Source organism: Methylonatrum kenyense (genome assembly GCF_023195885.1).
Lineage (GTDB): Bacteria > Pseudomonadota > Gammaproteobacteria > Nitrococcales > Aquisalimonadaceae > Methylonatrum > Methylonatrum kenyense.
Map to the genome: position 1 here is coordinate 278,716 of NZ_JALPKO010000003.1, position 17,453 is coordinate 296,168.

Sequence of the window (17,453 nt, forward strand, 5' to 3'; positions counted from 1 at the left end):
CCGGGAAGCGATCAAGCCTTCTGTCGTTTTGCCCGCGGCCGGAATGCGGCCACGGCGCGTTCCAGTGCGGCCTGATGATTGGCGTCCCGGTCCGGCGCCTGGTAGCGGCTGGCAACATAACGTTGTGCGATCCGCTGGACCTCTTCTGCCAGTTCCGGACGGGCCTCGGCCACCCGCCTGGCGTAGTCGATCGGTCCCTCCTGCGGCTGCCTAGGTAAACCGCGGGCCGCCAGCTTGCCGCAGAATCGGTTCCAGGCGCGCACGGCCGGATCAGCCGTGCGGCCCGTCCGGGGCCAGAACAGCAGCAGTGCAATCAGGACCAGAAGCAGCACGATGGCTCCGGTCATGGCGAGCAGGGCATCGCGCCAGCCGGCGAGGCCGAGGCGCTGCAGCAGTTCCTGCTGCAGATTCGGCCCATAGCCGAGCACCCACCGATCCCAGGCAGCGTTGAGCGCGTCCCAGCGCAGTTGCAGCGTGCGCGTCCAGCCGGCTTCGCGGCGTGACAGGGCACTCAGTCCGGTGGTGTCCTCCAGCGCCTCCGCCAGACCCAGTTCGATGCGTTCCGGCGCCACCCAGGCGGTCGGGTCCACGCGCCGCCAGCCCTCGCCCTCGATGAACACCTCGGACCAGGCATGGGCATCGGACTGGCGCACGATCATGTAGCCGCCGCTGGGGTTGATTTCGCCGCCCTGGTAACCGGTGACGACCCGAGCCGGGATCCCGGCGGCGCGCATCAGCACCGTGAAGGCCCCGGCATAGTGTTCGCAGAAGCCGCGCTGGTGATCGAACAGGAACTCGTCCACGGCGTCATCCGGCATCAGGGGCGGTTGCAGCGTGTAGTGAAAGGGCTGTTCGGCGAAATGCTCCAGGACCGCCTGAATCACCGCGTCCGGGGCATCGTCCTGTTGTTGCCAGTCGCGGGCCAACTCCCGGGCGCGGGGGTGACTGTCGTCGGGCAACTCCCGGTACCGCGCCAGTGTGTCGTCACGCAGTTCCGCGCCAAGGCGGTAATTGCGCGCGGAAGTCGCGGTGTAGCGCAGACGGCTGCTGATCCGCTGCTCGCTGGTGACATGGTATTCACTGTTGACCCGCGCGCTGACATCCATCTGCAGCGGCATGTCCAGGGCAATCAGCCAATGGCGGTTGTGCGGCTCCAGCGTCACCGTGTAGCGAATTTCACCGGCCAGGGGTTCCATGACCGGCAACGCGGGGTCGCTTTCCTCGGGCTGGCGCCATTGGCGACCGTCGTAATCCGGTAGCACCGGTCCGCGCCAATAGCGTTCGCGGGGTTGTGGCGGCGCGTCCTCGAATTCCACGCGAAAGGCCACCGCATCGGAAAGACTGAGCTCGCTGATGCTGCCCGGCTCCATTTCCTCGCTCAGGCCACTGGTAGCGGTTTGGTCCGTATCAGGCATGCTCCAGAGTGGTCCGGGCAGGCGCGGGAACAGCAGGAATATCACCAGCATGATCGGCATGGCCTGCAACAGCATGGTTGCGGCAAGCCGGCCGTGCTCCAGCGGTGCGGCACCGCCGCCGGGTCGATTGGCACTGATAAGCAGTGTGGTCATTGCCCAGACCAGCAGCAGCATGTAACCGAACATGGGCAGCGACTGCACATACAGCAGTTGCGTGACGATCAGGAAATAGCCGAGATAGATCGCAACATTGGTGTCACGCCGCCGGCGCAACTCCAGCAGTTTCAGGCCCAGCATCGCAGACAGGATCGCAACGCCGGCATCGAGGCCGAGCAGGGTGCCGTACTCCAGGTAGATCCCGCCGGTTGCAGCCACGGTCGCCAGCAGCAGCAAGCCGCGGTGGGGTAGTCGCAGGCCCCGGCGGGCGACCAGGTAACGCCACAGGGCGCAGGCGACGAAGCCGGCGGTGATCCAGACCGGCAGGCGGACGGCATGGGGCAGGGCGACAGCCGAAAGCGTCAGCAGCAGCAGGGCCAGCGTCCGGTGCGGCAACAGGTGCGTGACCGCGGCCGGGTGCGCACTGTCTGAGCGTCGCCAGATCATCCGGCCCCCGCTTCCGGATGCCTCGCCAGGGCTTCCAGGCAGGCGCGGCGGTGTGCGGGGCCCAGGGCCGGCTCCAGCGTGCTGCCGGGAACACGCAGTCCATAGGGAATCGCGGCCTGGTGCAGGTCCAGCACCCAGCGGCAGAGGCGCGATAGCCGTGCCTCGGGATCAAGTCCGTGCAGTTGCTGCCAGTCCAGCCAGATCTCGCCCTGATCATCGCTGCCGAACTGCTTGGTCTGCAGTTCCATGCCCCGCGCCCAGTTGCGCCAGGCAAGCTGGCGCAACGGGTCGCCGGCCTGGTAACGCCTGAGGCCGGAAAAATCCTCTTCGCCGGTGCTTGTGTTCAGGCCCTCGCCGTCGCCCGCGCCGCCGGATGGTGGCGGTACATGGCCGGTCTCGGGCCGCGGGTAGACCAGCCCCTGGCAGCGAAAACGCGGCCAGGACCAGGCACGAAACAATCCGCCGGGAAATTCGCTGTGCAGGCGCATCATCGGCATCGGCAGTACGCCGCGCCGTTCGGCGGCAACGGGGAGGGAGACCCGAGTTGCCCCGTCGGCGGGAACGTCGACGGCACGCGTCTCGCCGCGACCGAGCCTGCAGATCAGACCGTAGCGCGAGCGTGGTGCCGGACAGGACAACTCGATCGGGAAATACAGGGATTCACCGGCGAACACGGCTTCGGGCTGTTCGACGCGCAACTCCAGGCCCAGCAGATTGCGAACCGCGTGAATCATCGCCACGGTGCCGAGCCCGGTGAGCAGGAAGGCCAGCAGGTAGGCCATGTTGTTCATGTAGTTGACGGCACCGAGCCAGATGGCCGCAACCATTGCGACGAACAGCAGCCCGCCAGGGCTTGGCAGAATGAAGATTCGACGATACCCCAGGCGCATGCTCCGGTCGGGAGCGCCGAGGCGGTGATCAAGCCAGCGATCCGCCAGGCCCCTCGCTGCTGTGGCGAGTCCCGGCATCAGGGCACGGGGACGGCCGCCAGCAGGTGATCCGCGGCCGCCTTGCGATCATCGCCATTGCCGACCGAGACGGCGAGCCGATGGCTGGCGACCGGCGGCAAGACGGCCTGGATGTCCTCCGGCAGCACGGCGGAGCGGCCGTTCAGTAGCGCCCAGGCACGGCCGGCACGAAGCAGCGCGAGACCGGCCCGGGGTGAGAGTCCGGTGCCGTAATCGCCACTGCTGCGGGTATGCGCCAGCAAGGCCTGGACATAATCGATCAGCGCCTCGGACACGAAGACGTCCTGCGCCTGGCGCTGCAGATCCTGCAACTGTTCCAGGTCCAGTACCGGTTCCATCTCCGCAAGCAGCTGCCTTCGATCGCGGCCGCGCAGCAACTCGTGCTCCGCTTCGCGGTCGGGAAACCCCAGGTGGATGCGCATCAGAAAGCGGTCCAACTGGGACTCCGGCAAGTCAAAGGTGCCGAGCTGGCTGACCGGGTTCTGGGTGGCGACCACGAAAAACGGTTCCGGCAGCGGCCGGGTCCTGCCGTCCACGGTGACCTGGCGTTCTTCCATGGCCTCGAGCAGCGCGCTTTGCGTCTTCGGCGTTGCGCGGTTGACCTCGTCGGCCAGCAGGAGCTGGGTGAAAACCGGACCAGGATGGAAGCTGAAGGTGCCGGATTCCCGTTCGAAGACACTGGCCCCGGTAATATCGGCGGGCAGCAGGTCGCTGGTGAACTGCACCCGCTGGAACTGCAGTCCGAACAGGGTCGACAGTAGATGCGCAAGGGTGGTTTTGCCGACGCCGGGCAGGTCTTCGATCAGCAAATGGCCGCCGGCCAGCAGACAGGTCACGGCCAGGCGTAGCTGGTGCTGCTTGCCGAGAATGACGGCTTCGCCCTGGCGGAACACGCGGGCAAGTGGGGTCGATGGATGCGGCTGCAGGACGTTCCTGGTCGCCAAGGGTGGGTCTCCGGTCGCTGAGAGTGTCGCGAGTCATGCCGAAAAGGCATGCCGCCGGTGGCGCCCCCAATCATACATGCAGTGACCGGTTGGTCGGGAAACCGTTCAGGCGGCGACTGGATGGCCTCCGGCCGAATGCAGAAACCGCCTGGCAGGCCGCAGCTCGAGCTGGCGCAGGTCGAGCAGCAAAAACAGGTCGGCAACCCGGAAGTCCGGGTCGAGACAGGGTTCGCCGCACACCCGGGCGCCGAGGGCCAAGTAGGTGCGGATCAGTGACGGCAATTCCACCGGCGTGGTCGGATCAAAGTCGCTTTCCGGTAGCGGGAGGCGCGGGCTGACCCGCAGCGGCTCCGGAGTCATGTGGCGGTTGCGAAGCTGGTGCATGATTGCTGCGGCGCGCGCGCCATGATCGCGGACCGAAATGCTTGCGCAACCGATCAGGTAATCGTAACGGTGGTGACGAACGAAATCGGCCAGCGCTGCCCACAACAGCGCAAGTGCCGGGCCGGAGCGATAATCCGGATCAACACAGGTCCGGCCGATCTCCAGCTTGCGGCCGGGCAGGGCGTTGATCGCGTCCATGCGGAATTCTCCGGCCGCGTAAAAGCCGCCGGCACGCGTTGCCTGCCAGCCTTCGAGGATGCGGGTGCAGGCGACAACGCGCCGTTCGACGCAATCCTGCACCACCAGGTGTCGGCAATACGCATCAAATGCATCGACATCCCTTTCGGCTCGCAGCGTGTGCAGATTGGCACCCATTTCGGTAGCGAACACGCGGAATCGCAGCGCCTGCGAGGCATCAATCTCCGCAGGCGATCGGGCCAGGCCCGCACAGAGACATCCCTCGGTCCGGTCGATGGTCGGAACGTGGTTGAGCGTGTTCATGGCCTCGTACCTCGTGATTTCGCTGATATCGACAGGCATGATGCGGCGATCTGATGTCCGGTTGATGGTGTAAGTATGACGGTTCCGGGACGAATTTCAGCGGCCGCCGGGTGTTCCGGAATGCCTGGTTCGCGTCGATCGTGACCGGGATCGGTTGGACTGAATTGATGAAGGGGTTGGGCTCCCAGGACCGCGGTCAGGATTATGTCCTCGCTGGTCCTGAGCCCTCCGGTCATCGCTCACCGAGGCCGAGCCATAACCGTGGCCGGAGACCAGCCTGTTCGGGTAGCGTGTTGCGAGTCATACCAGTGGAGACCATTCAATGCGTCGGCTGAGGACGGTGCTGCGCCTGTTTTTCCCGTTCGTGATCCTGGGCCTGGCGGCGGCATTGACTGCCTTGCTCTGGGTGACCCGAACCGAGGTTCCGGCAGAGCCGGCGGAAGAACGGGCCTGGCCGGTCAGCATCACCACCGTGGCGGTCTCCGCGAACCGACCGGTGCTGCGCCTCCAGGGCTTTGTCGAATCCCCGCGCGTCGCCACGCTCACATCAGCGGTCACGGCGGATGTCGCGGCAGTGCCGGCCCGGGAAGGGGATCAGGTGGTCTCCGGGCAGGGGCTGGTGCGGCTGGACCATCGGGAATTGCGCCTGACCCTGGATGAACGTGAGGCCGACCTGGCGGAACTGCGTGCCCAGCGCGAGGTGGAGGAACGCCGTATCGGCGTCGACCGGGAGGAGGTCGGGCGCGAACAGGAGCTTCTGGAACTGCTGGAGCGCGAAGTGGCGCGGCTGCGGGATTTGTCCCGGGAGCAGTTTGCCTCGCCGTCTGACCTGGAACGGGCCGAGCAGGAGCGCACCCGGCAGCGACAGGCACTGGCCGAGAGACGCTTTGCGGTCGATACCGCGGCGCAGCGGCTGGAGCAACTCGATGCGCGGCTGGAGCGTGCGCGTGCACTGCGCGATCGATCCGCCCTCGACCTCGCGCGGATCGAGGTGAAGGCACCTTTCGATGGCCGCGTGGCTGAGCTGCTGGTGTCTCCCGGTGACAGGGTGACTGCCGGGGAACCACTGGTTCGCCTGTACGACCTGGATGCGCTGGAAATCCGTTCCACGGTGCCAAGCCAGGCGCTCGCTGCATTACGCCTGGCCCTAGCCTCTGATCAGGTGCAGGCCCGCGGCGAAGTGGATGGGCAGCCCCTCACACTGGTCCTGTCCCGTTTCTCGGGACAGTCCACCCGGGGACAGGGCGGCGTCGATGCGCTGTTCCAGGTGACGACTGGTGCCGAGGAGCTGGTGATCGGCCGGTTCGCCAGCCTGGAAGTGGTGTTGCCTGCCGAACCTGACAGTGTTGTCTTGCCGTTTGAAGCCCTTTACGACGCGGGACGGATCTACCGGGTCGTCGACGACCGCATGCAGGCCATTGACGTGCAACGACTGGGGCAGGCCTACCAACTGAACGGCGAACGGGGTGTGCTGGTCCGCGCCGAGGGGCTGCAGTCGGGGGATCAGGTGGTCAGTACCCAGATCCCCCAGGCCATGAACGGGCTGCGGGTCCAGGTCATTGAGCGCTGATCCGGCAATGACTGCCTCGTCAGGCGATTCCTGGCTGGCCTGGGTTGCCCGCCATCCGGTGGCGGCGAACCTGATCATGCTGCTGATGATGGTTTCGGGCCTCTGGTCGCTGCAGCAGCTCAACACCCAGTTCTTTCCCACCTTCGAACTGGACTTCGTCACCGTGCAGGTCGAGTGGCGTGGTGCCACCGCGGAAGAGGTGGCGGAGTCGATAACCGGGCCGTTGGAGGAAGAGCTGCGCGGCCTCGACGGCCTGCGCGAACTGACCTCCACCTCCGCCGAGGGCAGCGCCACCATTGTCCTCGAATTTCGCGAAGGCACGGACATCACCGAGGCCACCGACCAGGTCAAGGACCGGGTCGCCGGCGTGCGTGGCCTGCCCGAGGAATCCAGGGAACCCACGATCCGGCGCGTGCTCCGCTATGACACGGTGGCGCGGGTGCTCGTCAGCGGTGATGAGCTGACCGTCCGCGAGGTGCGGGAACTGGCTCGCTGGCTGGAAGAGGAACTGCTGGAGCGGGGCGCGACCCGGGTCGAGTTGCAGGGGCTCGCAGAGCAGGAAATAAGCATCGAAGTCGACCAGCGCCGGCTCAACGACCTGGGGCTGGGGTTCAGCGAGCTTGCCGCCCGGGTGGATAGCCAGAGCCAGGATGTCCCAGGCGGCGAAGTGGGTGAACGGGATGTGGCCCGTCAGTTGCGCGGCGTTGATCAGGCGCGTTCGGTCCAGGCCTTCGAGAACCTGCCGATCCCGCTGGACGATGGCAGAAGCGTGCCGCTGGGTGCGCTGGCCACGATCCGCCAGCAGGCCCGTGACAAGGAAGTGCAGCTGCGGACCGCCCGGCGTGACGCGGTGGAACTGGTGGTCGAGCGTGCCGAGCAGGAGGATTCGCTGGCTGCCGCGCGGTTGCTGGACGGCTATCTGCAGGAACGCGTGCCGACGCTGCCGGATGGCGTATCCATCGAGGTGTTCGATGAGTTCTGGCAGTTCATCAGCGAACGGATCGCATTGTTGCTGAAGAACGGTGCTGGCGGGCTGTTGCTGGTGATCGGCATCCTGCTGGCTTTTCTGTCTGCCCGCATGGCCTTCTGGGTGACGCTGGGCATCCCGATTTCCTTCCTGGCCGCGCTGACCGTGCTGTTCTTCACCGGCGGCAGCATCAACATGATGAGCCTGTTCGCCTTCATCATGGCGCTGGGCATCATCGTCGACAACGCCGTGGTGGTTGGCGAGAACGCCTACAGCCGCTTTCAGGCCGGCGAGGGGTCGGCGGAGGCCGCGGTCAACGGCGCGCGCCGCATGTTTGCCCCGGTGATGGCGGCGTCATTGACTACGATTGCCGCCTTCCTGCCGCTGATGATCATCGGCGGGCCCATCGGCAATATCCTGTTCGACATACCGTTGGTGGTGGTGTGTGTGATCCTGGCCGCCATCATTCAGGCGTTCTTCATCCTTCCCGGGCATCTGCGGCGTTCTTTCGAGCGTGCCGCGCGTACCCGGCCGAATCGCTTTCGGCAGCGCCTCGACGCGGGCTTCAACCGCTTCCGCGACGGTCCCTTCTGCAGCGCGGTTGCCCTGGCCATTCACAATCCCTGGGCGACGATGGCGGTACCCGTGGCCTTGCTGGTGCTGGCGCTGGCCCTGGTCGCCTCCGGTCGCCTGGCATTTACCTTCTTCCCCAGCGTGGAAGGGGAAACCCTGTACGCCAACGTCAGCTTCGCACCGGGCACCCCGCGGGAGCGTGTTGAGGAGTATCTGGAGCGGCTCGAGGAAACGCTGGTTGCAACGGATGAGGAGTTGGGTGGCGGCATTCTGCGGACCCGCGTCAGCCGCACCGGGAGCACGGTCGCCACGGATCCCGCCGATACGCGCCTGGGCGAGAACTACGGCGGCATGTTCATTCAACTGAGCCCCCCGGATCAGCGCGACATACTCAACCGGGCATTCATTCGTGCCGTTGAGGAAAACGCGCCCGACGCACCGGGTCTGGAGAGCCTGGTGGTGCGCGAGCGCGGCCAGGGTCCCCCGGGCGCAGACATCGACCTGCGGCTCACCGGTGCGCCGGCGGAACAACTCAAGGCAGCATCGCTGGCGGTGCAGGACGATCTGCGCCAGCGGCCCGGGGTCTCCGGTGTGACCGACGACCTGCCCTACGGACCGGAGCAGTGGATTTATCGGCTGAATGATCAGGGGCGTGCCCTGGGCCTGTCTTCGGCAGAGCTCGGCAACCAGCTCCGGCAGGCGTACAGCGGTGCGCTGGCGCAGATCTTCCAGCAGGGTCGCGATGAAGTGGAAGTGCGTGTGCGTTTGGCGCGGGAGGAACGCCACCACCTGGCCAGTCTGGAGGATTTCAGGGTCCGCACCCCGGACGGCCGGCTGGTGCCGCTGGAAAATGTTGCCGATGTTGAAACCCGGCGCGGTTTCGCCTCGCTGCGACACTACGAGGGCAGGTTGGCCGTGCGCCCCACGGCGGACGTCGACTCACAGGTGGCCAATGCCAACCGGATTATTGACGACCTGGAAAGCAAGCTGCTGCCGGAGCTGCGGGAGACATACGGGGTACAGACCGCGTTTGGCGGCCGGGCGGAAGACCAGGAGGAGACGCTCGGAGACATGCGGGCAGGACTGCTGTTGGCCCTGGCATTGATTTACCTGGTTCTCGCCTTCGTCTTTTCCTCCTATGGCTGGCCACTGCTGGTTATGGCGGTGATTCCCTTCGGTATCGTCGGTGCCTTTTTCGGCCATTTCCTGTTCGGCCTGGACCTGACGATTCTGTCCCTGTTCGGCCTGTTCGGCTTGTCCGGGATCGTGGTCAACAACAGCATCATCCTTGTGACCTTCTACCGCGAGATCCGTGACCAGAATCCGGATGCGCCGGTGGAGGAGGCGCTGCTGGAGGCCTCGCGCCTGCGCCTGCGACCGGTCCTGGTGACCACGCTGACCACCATTGGCGGCCTGACTCCGCTGTTGTTCGAGACCTCGGTACAGGCGCAGTTCCTGATTCCCATGGCCATCGCCATTGCTTTCGGTCTGGCCAAGGCGTCCCTGATCGTGCTGTTCCTGGTGCCGGCGATGCTGGCCGTCTACGAGAACGTGGTCAGGCGGTGGCAGGGAGGTCACCGTCAGACCGCCGACCGGCGTCGAGCGTATCGGTGAGGTGTCCGCGGCAAGGCAATGAAATCAATAATAATAAAAAAAGCCGCCCCGGGGCGGCTTCGGATGTTGAATTGGTGGAGGCGGCGGGAATCGAACCCGCGTCCGCAGATGATCCACCGTCGGATCTACATGCTTAGCTCACTATTGACATTCGCCGATCGCTACCCAGCGAGCAAGGGAACGCGATCAACTAGCCCGATTGGATTTAACAGGATCGTGTGCGGGCGGAACCCGATACTGCGAGCTTGTGCTCTACGACTGTCGACTCGGGACCACAAGCATTCACCGAGTAGACAGCTGGCGGGGTTTTTAGGCCGCCAGGGCGTAGTTTTCGTCGTTGGCAACTATATTTAAGTTGGTCGCTTTTATTTTACGAGGAGGAAACGACATCCTCGGCATGCACCTCAGGTTTCACTATCCACGTCGAGACCATGTCGCCCCCGGATAGTCGGTTCAGTATACACCGCTTACTCGGAACAGTTATGGGGTTCGTGTCTGCCTGGATCAAGGCACTCCACGCCGGTCCCAGTAATCAGACTCGGTTTTTCAGCAGGCGTTCCTTCTGCCGCTTCCAGTCCTGCTGTTTCTTCGTTTCCCGCTTGTCGTAGTTCTTCTTGCCCTTGGCCAGGCCGATATCGAGCTTGGCGCGTCCATGCCGCCAGTGCATATTGAGGGGCACCAGGGTATAGCCTTCGCGATCCGCGGCTCCGGCGAGGCGGCTGATTTCCTTGTCGTGCAACAGCAGCTTGCGGGTGCGTATCGGGTCTGCGGCGACATGCGTCGATGCCGAGCTCAGCGGCTGGATGTTGCTGCCGATCAGCCACGGCTCGCCCCGCCGCATGACCACGTAACCTTCGGCCAGGCTCGCGCGGCCGGCGCGCAGGCTTTTCACCTCCCAGCCTTCCAGCACAAGCCCGGCCTCGACTGTTTCCTCGATGAAATAGTCGTGCCTGGCCTTGCGGTTGACCGCGATCACATTGGAACTGTCTTTTGCTTTCTTCTTGCTCACGGCGCGCATTGTAGCGATAGGCCAGGTCGAGCACTACCGGGCTTGCCCCGGCATGCGGCTATCGCGAAGATTGAAAACTGAAAACAATCAGAGGACCCGCCTTGGCCATTCCCCGGAGATCGCTGCAGGGTGACTGGACGTCACCGTGGATCGCTTTATTCGCTTTGGTTGGCGCCGGGGTGGGTATTGCCAGCCTGTGGCGCTTTCCGGTGCTGCTGGCAGAACACGGGGCAGCATTGCTGATCTGGTACGGTGTGGCGTTGCTGATCCTGGGCTTGCCGCTGCTGACCCTGGAACTGCTTGCCGGCCGAATCAGCCGGCAGCCCCCTATGCAGGCGTTCGCCGCCCTGGCCGAGGTGCATGGCTTGAGCCGCCATTGGCGATGGCTCGGCCTCGGTCTGCTTGCTTCCGCGTTCATGGTGTTGTCCGGTCTGGCGGTGGTCGCGGCATGGCTGTCGGGCTTCTCGTTTCGCATGATCGTCGCCGGTGGCGGGGCGCTGGAAGGGCCGGTACTCAGTCGGGCGCTCAGTGACCTGGTGGGTGAACCGGAGCGCGCAATGGGCTGGATGACGCTGTTCCTGCTGGCGGTGGCGCTGCCGGTGGCCGGAGGCCGGCGCAGTCTGGAGCGGTTTCTGTGCGTGGCAGTGCCATTCATGCTGGTGCTGCTGCTGGCGCTGAGCGTTTCGGTTGCCGCTGAGGATCATCCGGGCGCGGCATTGCCACCGCTCTCCCCGGAGTCGCTGTTTTCCGCGGAGGTCGTACTGGCCGGCGTCCAGCAGGCATTTTTCGGTCTCGCCCTGGCCTCCGGCGTCGCGATTACCTTCGGAATGGGCGTCAGCCGCGGCAAATCGGTTCTATGGCTGGCGCCTGTCACGGTGCTGATTCACGGCCTGGCCGCGGTTGTCGCCGCGCAATTGGTCATCGGGGTCGTGGGAACCTCGACGGCGGCAGCCAACAGGGGCGGTCTGGATCTTTTGTTTCATGCGCTTCCACCAGCATTGATCGGCCTGCCTCATGGCGCCTTGCTGATGGCCGGCGTCGCGGTGCTGGTCCTGCTGGTGTTGTTGACCAGTGGTGTTGCCTTCCTGCAGGTGCTGGTGGCGAGCCTGCGCGCTTCAGGCCTCAGTCCGGCCCGATCAGTCAGCCTGGCCACTTCGGCTTCCTGGCTGCTCGCCATGCTGCTGCTTCTGGCCTACAGCCTGTGGTCGGACTGGCAACCCGTCGCATTCTGGGGCGGTTTGTCGCTGGCGGATTTGCTGAATCGGTTTACCGCGCTTATCTTGCTGCCCGTTACGGCGTTGGCGTTGAGTCTGTTCATGGCTTGGCGCCTGCCCCGGGAGACCGTGTTGCTCGGCCTGACCCTGGTTGATCGCACGGCGGCACGGCTCGGCTATCTTGCGGTCCGGGTTATCCTGCCCCTGTCGCTGCTGGCCCTGTTCCTGGCCGGCCTGGGCTTCCCGATGAATCTCTAGGACGCGAAAATTTCAGCATGGCAAGCATTTCCCGCAGCGCACTGGTCCCGCATTCGGCCACACAGATGTTCGACCTGGTGGAAGACGTGGACCGGTACAAGGAGTTTCTGCCCTGGTGTTCCGACAGTGCCGTGCTGGAACGCAGGGGTGATGAGGTCAAGGCATCGGTCACCATCAGCAAGGGCGGACTCAGCCGCTCATTCACGACCCTGAACCGGTCGCAACGCGGAAAGATGCTGGAAATCCGCCTGCTGGAAGGGCCATTCCGTCGGCTGGACGGGTACTGGCGTTTCCAGCAGCTGGCCGACGACGCCAGCAAGGTTTCACTGGATCTCGAGTTCGAGTTTTCCAATACGCTGGTGCGGCTGGCGTTCGGCAAGGTGTTCGATGAGCTGGCCAACCGGCTGGTGGACTCGTTCGTCAAGCGGGCACGGGCCGTTTACGGCGTGCCGTGATGGTTGGGATGCTGGAGGTGGAGGTGGCCTACGCCTTGCCCAGCCGTCAGACCCTGCTGCGGATCGAGGTGGCACCCGGCACCACGGTGGCAGCGGCCATCGCGCAGTCGGCGATCCAGCGGCATCATCCGGAGATCGACCTTGCCAAGCAGGCGGTCGGGATTTTCGGCGAGCAGGTCCCGCTGGACCGGGTTCTGGAACAGGGCGATCGTGTGGAAATCTACCGGCCATTGCTGGCCGACCCCAAGGAGCACCGGCGTCAGCGTGCACGAAGGGGGCGCTGAACGCCGACCAGTCAGGCGCCCCAGTCGCTCGGGGCGAGATTGCCCTGCAACTCCTGCAGGGTGCCATCTTCGCCGAAAATCACGGTCAGGCGATCAGGATCGCCGCCGCCGCCGGCACGTTCCGTGTGGACGTAATCCCAGCGGTTCATGCGAAAGGTGTCCTCGATTGCGGGTGTGCCGAGGATAAACCGAACCTGTCGTTGCGACATGCCGGGCTGCAGTTGCGAGATCTGTTCTTCAGTGATCACGTTGCCCTGCTGCACCGGCACCTGGTAGGTGAAGGGGATATGGGGCAAGGCGCAGCCGCTGAGGGAGACGCTGCCGAGCGAGAGTAATACAATGAGAAAAATGCGTTGCATGTAGGGCTCTTCTGCCGGGATAAATCTGGCAGGGATCATAACCTACTCATGCGCCGATGCACACGATGGACAGGGGACAAGCGTGGAGTCGAAGGATCTCAAGAAAGCCGGACTCAAGGTCACATTACCCAGAATGAAGATCCTGGAAATGCTTGAGACCAGCGATAACCGGCATCTGTCGGCCGAGGATGTCTACAAGCGGCTGCTGGACTCGGGCGAGGATATCGGTCTTGCCACTGTTTATCGTGTGTTGACCCAGTTCGAATCCGCCGGCCTGGTGCAACGCCACCATTTCGAGGGCAACCAGTCGGTCTTCGAACTGGACGAGCAGGGGCATCACGATCACATCGTCTGCGTCGAGTGTGGCTCGATCGAGGAATTCATCGATCCGCTGATCGAGGGTCGGCAAAAGATCATTGCCGAGGAGATGGGTTTTGTCATGCGCGATCATTCACTGATCATCTACGGCACTTGCCCGGCCTGCAGGGATCCGGAAACGGGCGGTCGCAAGAACTGAGCTGCCTGGCGCGGCCGGCCCGGTCGCTGCGGCTACCGAACCGGCACCGCGCCTTGCCAGGTGACAAAAACCGGTCTCGGGCGCAGGCCGAGCCCGTGGCTTATCCCGGAAGGGCACGTTCGAGCATTTCCCGCGCATGCTCCAGCGTTGTATCGGTCAGTTTCATGCCGCCGAGCATGCGCGCGACCTCCTGCAGGCGGTCATCATCCGCCAGCAGTGTCACGTCGCTGACCGTGTTGTCCTTTTCACTGTGTTTGCTGACGCGCAGGTGCCAGTTTGCCTGCGCGGCGACCTGGGGCAGGTGGGTCACGCAGAGCACCTGATGCTGCCGGCCCAATTGGCGCAGGTGCCGACCCACGACTTCTGCAACGCCGCCGCCGATGCCCGAGTCCGCCTCGTCGAAGATCAGCACCGGGATATTCGTGCCATGGCTGGCGACCACCTGGATCGCCAGACTCAGCCGCGACAGTTCGCCGCCGGAGGCAATCCGATGCATCGGTGCGAAGGCCTGGCCGGGATTGGTCCGCACCTCGAACAGGACGTCATCCAGTCCGTGCCGGCTTATGGACCCGTCCGCGCGTGGGATGACCTGGATGCGAAGCGCCGCACCGCCCATTCCAAGATCGGCAAGCTGCGCGGTCACTGCCTCTGCCAGCGACTCCGCGGCTGACTCCCGCCTTTGCCGCAGCGCGAGTGCGCTTTTCCGGTAAGCCTGCAGCAGGGCCTCACGCTCGGCGTTGATGGCCTGCAGGCGTTCACCGGCCTGGTCCAGCGCCTCCCTTTCCTGGTGCAGGGAATCCCGCACCTCGATCAGTTGGTCCACGTTGCAGCGGTGTTTGCGGGCAAGATCGGATAGCGTCTGGATCTTCTGGTTCAGTGCTTCCAGATGGGCCGGATCCAGATCCAGTCCCTCTGCATGGCGACGCAGGCTGTCGACGGCCTCGTCAAGCTGGATGGAGGCACTGGCAAGCAGTTCATGGCATTCACCGAGGCCTGGATCGACCGCCAGTTGCTCGTCAAGTGCCCGGACCGCCTGGCCGAGTCGGGACTGCGCCGAGTCCTCGTCCTCGCTGAGCTGGGTCAGCAGCGCCTGGCTGAGCTGCAGCAGGTCACCGGCGTTAGCCAGGCGCTTGTGCTCGGCTTCGAGCTTGGCGATGGACTCCGGTGCCAGATCCAGGGCATCCAGTTCCTGCAACTGGAAATCCACGTAATCACGGCGGGATTCCTGGTCGGCGTGTCCGCCACGCAGCCGATTCTGCTCCGCATCCAGTTCCGCCAGCCGGTCCGCCTGTCTCGCCAGGTCGGCAAGCATCGTGTCGTTTTCGGCGATGTTGTCCAGCGTCGAACGCTGGATGTCACGCCGCAGCAGGCTCTGGTGTTCATGCTGGCCGTGCAGGTCGACGAGTTGCTCACCCAGTTCCCGCAGCAGGCTCACCGGCACCGGACTGCCGTTGATGAAGCCGCGGGATCGGCCGCCCGCCTGGACAACCCGTCGGATCAGGCACTCGTCATCGGCTTCCAGCTCCTGCTGTTCGAGCCAGTGGCGCACGGCGGGCAGGCCGGCAAGATCAAAGTCCAGGTGGATTTCCGCCTTGTCGCCGCCCGCCCGCACGGCGTCCGCACTGGCGCGGTCGCCCAGGGCGAGGCCCATGGCATCCAGCAGGATGGACTTGCCGGCACCGGTCTCGCCGGTGAGCACGGTCATCCCACCGTGCAGCTCCAGCTCCAGCCGGTCGACCAGCGCGAAATCGCGGATCGTGATGTGTCTCAGCATGATGGCGCTCCCTGCCAACAGTCAGAGCCGTCACGAGCGACGGTGTGATTGTACCGAAGAAAAATGGGAAAAATTTCCAAGTGGTTGTTTTTCCTGATTATGAGTCAGTCTGCCATTTGACGCTGATAGGCCTTGTTGATACCGTTTAGCACTCCCTTAAAAGAGTGCTAAACGGTACTGAGCACAGGGTACAGGTATGACAGACGGCGATCTGAACGAACGCGCACGTCACTTGTTGCGGGTTATGGTACAGCGCCACATCCGCGATGGGCAGCCGGTCGGCTCACGCACACTGACGCGCGAATCGGGTCTGGACGTCAGTCCGGCCACGGTGCGCAATGTCATGTCCGATCTGGAGGAGCTTGGCTACGTCCGGGCGCCGCACACCTCGGCGGGCCGAGTGCCCACCGACAAGGGTTACCGCTTCTTTGTCGACAGCCTGCTGACCGTGCAGTCCCTCAGCCATGAACACCTGAAGGATCGGATCATTCGGCTGGATGCGGATGAGGACGCCGGTTCCGATGCGCTGATCGATTCCGCCTCCAACCTGTTGTCCGGGCTGACGCGCCTCGCCGGTGTGGTAACGCTGCCGCGTCGCTCCGCGGTTTCATTGCGGCATGTGGAATTCCTGCCGCTGACTGATCGCCGCGTCCTCGCGATCCTGGTGCTCAATGAGCACGAGGTGCAGAACCGCATTGTGCACACCGACCGGGATTACAGTCCCGAGGAATTGCAGATGGTGGCCAATTTCCTGAATCAGGAATTTGCGGGCCGCGAGGTCAATTCCGTGCGCAGTGCGCTGCTGGAACGCATGCAGACCGACCGCGAACGCATGAACGCCCTGATGGCTTCCGTGATCGAGGTGGGCGGCAAGGTTTTCGGCGAGGATGGCACGGGCCGTGACGAAGGCTACGTAGTGGCCGGGCAGACCAATCTGATGGAATTCGACGAGCTGTCGAACGTCGAGAAGCTCCGCGGCCTGTTCGAGGCCTTCACCCAGAAGCGGGACATCCTGCATATCCTCGATCAGTGCCTGGCCGCGGACGGCATTCAGATCTTCATCGGCGAGGAATCCGGCTATCACGTGTTCGACGGCTGCAGCCTGGTGACCTCGCCGTACTCCGCTGAAGGCGAGGTTCTCGGTGTCGTTGGTGTTATCGGTCCCACCCGGATGGAATACGACCGCGTCATTCCCATCGTCGACATGACGGCGCGGCTTCTGGGCGCCGCCTTGAATAAAAAGCACTGAACCCCACTAACAGAACAGGTGGGCAGCGCGCGCTCGCGTGCTCCGCTCGCATGGTATCGAGTTATCGGCAACGGATTCGTCAGCGCGAGGCGTGTATGACGCTTGTGGCGCTATTCAACGGGAGCAGTCATGGCCGAGGAAGATCGCAGGACGGAGGACGAAGTGGCAGCGCAGGAAGCAGAGGCTTCAGAGGCCACCGAGCGTCCGGAGGAGAACGGCGCGGTGGAGAATGACGCCGAGCTGGAGGCGGCGTTGGAAGAGGCGCAGGCCAAGGCAGAGGAAAACTGGAATCAGTTCCTGCGTGCCCGCGCCGAACTGGAGAACATCCGGCGCCGGGCCGAGCGTGACGTGCAGCAGGCGCGAAAATACAGCATCGAGAAGCTCGCCGGCGATCTGCTGCCGGTCAAGGACAGCCTCGAGATGGGGCTGCAGGCCGCGCAGGAGGAAGGCGCCAGCGTGGCCAGCCTGCGTGAGGGGTCCGAGTTGACGCTGAAGATGCTGGAGCAGGTGCTGGAACGATTCGATATCAAGCTGGTGGACCCGGTGGGCGAGAAGTTCGATCCCGAGCTGCACGAAGCCATGGCCATGCAGCCAAGCCGGGAGCATGCGCCGAACACGGTGATCCAGGTGGTGCAGAAGGGCTACGCCCTGCACGACCGCTTGTTGCGGCCGGCCATGGTCATCGTGGCCCGGGCCGCTGACGAGGACGGAATTGATTCCCGGGCTTGAAATGCCCGGGGCTGCCCAAATGTAGAGGGCATTGACGATTCACGGCGACGAGGTCGCAGGAAAGAA

General features: G+C 64.4%; 15 protein-coding genes and 1 other RNA gene. 8 read left to right on the forward strand and 8 right to left on the reverse strand.

Annotation, left to right across the window (positions count from 1 at the left end; translation table 11 throughout):
* Window positions 1-11: 11 nt before the first annotated feature.
* From M0534_RS05440 to M0534_RS05455, 4 genes are all read right to left on the reverse strand, one after another.
* Complete coding sequence (locus M0534_RS05440) at window positions 12-2,018, reverse strand: transglutaminase TgpA family protein (RefSeq protein WP_248567394.1); 2,007 nt, start codon at window positions 2,016-2,018, stop codon at window positions 12-14.
* Window positions 2,015-2,986 (reverse strand): DUF58 domain-containing protein, encoded by a 972-nt coding sequence (locus M0534_RS05445; RefSeq protein WP_248567395.1) that lies wholly within the window; start codon window positions 2,984-2,986, stop codon window positions 2,015-2,017. Before M0534_RS05445 ends, M0534_RS05440 begins: the two co-directional genes overlap by 4 nt.
* Window positions 2,986-3,930 (reverse strand): AAA family ATPase, encoded by a 945-nt coding sequence (locus tag M0534_RS05450; RefSeq protein ID WP_428348377.1) that lies wholly within the window; start codon window positions 3,928-3,930, stop codon window positions 2,986-2,988. The genes M0534_RS05445 and M0534_RS05450 overlap by 1 nt, the downstream gene beginning before the upstream one ends.
* Window positions 3,931-4,035: 105 nt before the next feature.
* Window positions 4,036-4,815, reverse strand: coding sequence for a GNAT family N-acetyltransferase (locus tag M0534_RS05455; RefSeq protein WP_248567396.1), 780 nt, complete (start codon window positions 4,813-4,815; stop codon window positions 4,036-4,038).
* Window positions 4,816-5,137: 322 nt separating this feature from the next.
* Here M0534_RS05455 and M0534_RS05460 point away from each other — a divergent pair, with 322 nt between their 5' ends.
* On the forward strand, window positions 5,138-6,385 hold the full coding sequence (locus M0534_RS05460) for an efflux RND transporter periplasmic adaptor subunit (protein WP_248567397.1): 1,248 nt from the start codon (window positions 5,138-5,140) through the stop codon (window positions 6,383-6,385).
* A gap of 7 nt (window positions 6,386-6,392) precedes the next feature.
* Window positions 6,393-9,539, forward strand: a complete 3,147-nt coding sequence (locus M0534_RS05465; protein ID WP_248567398.1) for an efflux RND transporter permease subunit — start codon at window positions 6,393-6,395, stop codon at window positions 9,537-9,539.
* Between the two features lie 72 nt (window positions 9,540-9,611).
* Here M0534_RS05465 and ssrA read toward each other — a convergent pair.
* Window positions 9,612-9,981: a transfer-messenger RNA gene (gene ssrA / locus M0534_RS05470) on the reverse strand.
* 90 nt (window positions 9,982-10,071) lie between these two features.
* Window positions 10,072-10,557 carry an SsrA-binding protein SmpB gene (smpB, locus tag M0534_RS05475; protein WP_248567399.1) on the reverse strand — a complete coding sequence of 162 codons (486 nt, stop codon included), beginning with the start codon at window positions 10,555-10,557 and terminating at the stop codon, window positions 10,072-10,074.
* A 92-nt stretch (window positions 10,558-10,649) separates the two neighbouring features.
* Between smpB and M0534_RS05480 the strand changes: the two genes are divergently transcribed.
* The 3 genes from M0534_RS05480 to M0534_RS05490 are packed head-to-tail and all read left to right on the forward strand — an operon-like array spanning window position 10,650 to window position 12,759.
* A complete protein-coding gene (locus M0534_RS05480) occupies window positions 10,650-12,020 on the forward strand; it encodes an SLC5/6 family protein (protein WP_248567400.1) in 1,371 nt (456 codons plus the stop codon).
* A gap of 17 nt (window positions 12,021-12,037) precedes the next feature.
* A complete protein-coding gene (locus tag M0534_RS05485) occupies window positions 12,038-12,475 on the forward strand; it encodes a type II toxin-antitoxin system RatA family toxin (protein WP_248567401.1) in 438 nt (145 codons plus the stop codon).
* Window positions 12,475-12,759, forward strand: coding sequence for an RnfH family protein (locus tag M0534_RS05490; RefSeq protein ID WP_248567402.1), 285 nt, complete (start codon window positions 12,475-12,477; stop codon window positions 12,757-12,759). The genes M0534_RS05485 and M0534_RS05490 overlap by 1 nt, the downstream gene beginning before the upstream one ends.
* A gap of 11 nt (window positions 12,760-12,770) precedes the next feature.
* Here M0534_RS05490 and M0534_RS05495 read toward each other — a convergent pair whose 3' ends face one another.
* Window positions 12,771-13,118: an outer membrane protein assembly factor BamE gene (locus M0534_RS05495; RefSeq protein ID WP_248567403.1), complete on the reverse strand. Its 348-nt coding sequence runs from the start codon at window positions 13,116-13,118 to the stop codon at window positions 12,771-12,773.
* A gap of 82 nt (window positions 13,119-13,200) precedes the next feature.
* Here M0534_RS05495 and fur point away from each other — a divergent pair, with 82 nt between their 5' ends.
* Complete coding sequence (gene fur / locus M0534_RS05500) at window positions 13,201-13,635, forward strand: ferric iron uptake transcriptional regulator (RefSeq protein WP_345894702.1); 435 nt, start codon at window positions 13,201-13,203, stop codon at window positions 13,633-13,635.
* 100 nt (window positions 13,636-13,735) lie between these two features.
* Here fur and recN read toward each other — a convergent pair whose 3' ends face one another.
* Entirely contained in the window at window positions 13,736-15,409 is a 1,674-nt protein-coding gene (gene recN, locus M0534_RS05505) for a DNA repair protein RecN (RefSeq protein ID WP_248567404.1), read from the reverse strand.
* Window positions 15,410-15,605: 196 nt separating this feature from the next.
* Here recN and hrcA point away from each other — a divergent pair, with 196 nt between their 5' ends.
* Together hrcA and grpE are read left to right on the forward strand one after the other, a co-directional pair.
* Window positions 15,606-16,658: a heat-inducible transcriptional repressor HrcA gene (gene hrcA / locus M0534_RS05510; RefSeq protein ID WP_248567405.1), complete on the forward strand. Its 1,053-nt coding sequence runs from the start codon at window positions 15,606-15,608 to the stop codon at window positions 16,656-16,658.
* A gap of 129 nt (window positions 16,659-16,787) precedes the next feature.
* Window positions 16,788-17,387 (forward strand): nucleotide exchange factor GrpE, encoded by a 600-nt coding sequence (gene grpE, locus M0534_RS05515; protein ID WP_248567406.1) that lies wholly within the window; start codon window positions 16,788-16,790, stop codon window positions 17,385-17,387.
* The last annotated feature ends 66 nt before the right edge of the window (window positions 17,388-17,453 follow it).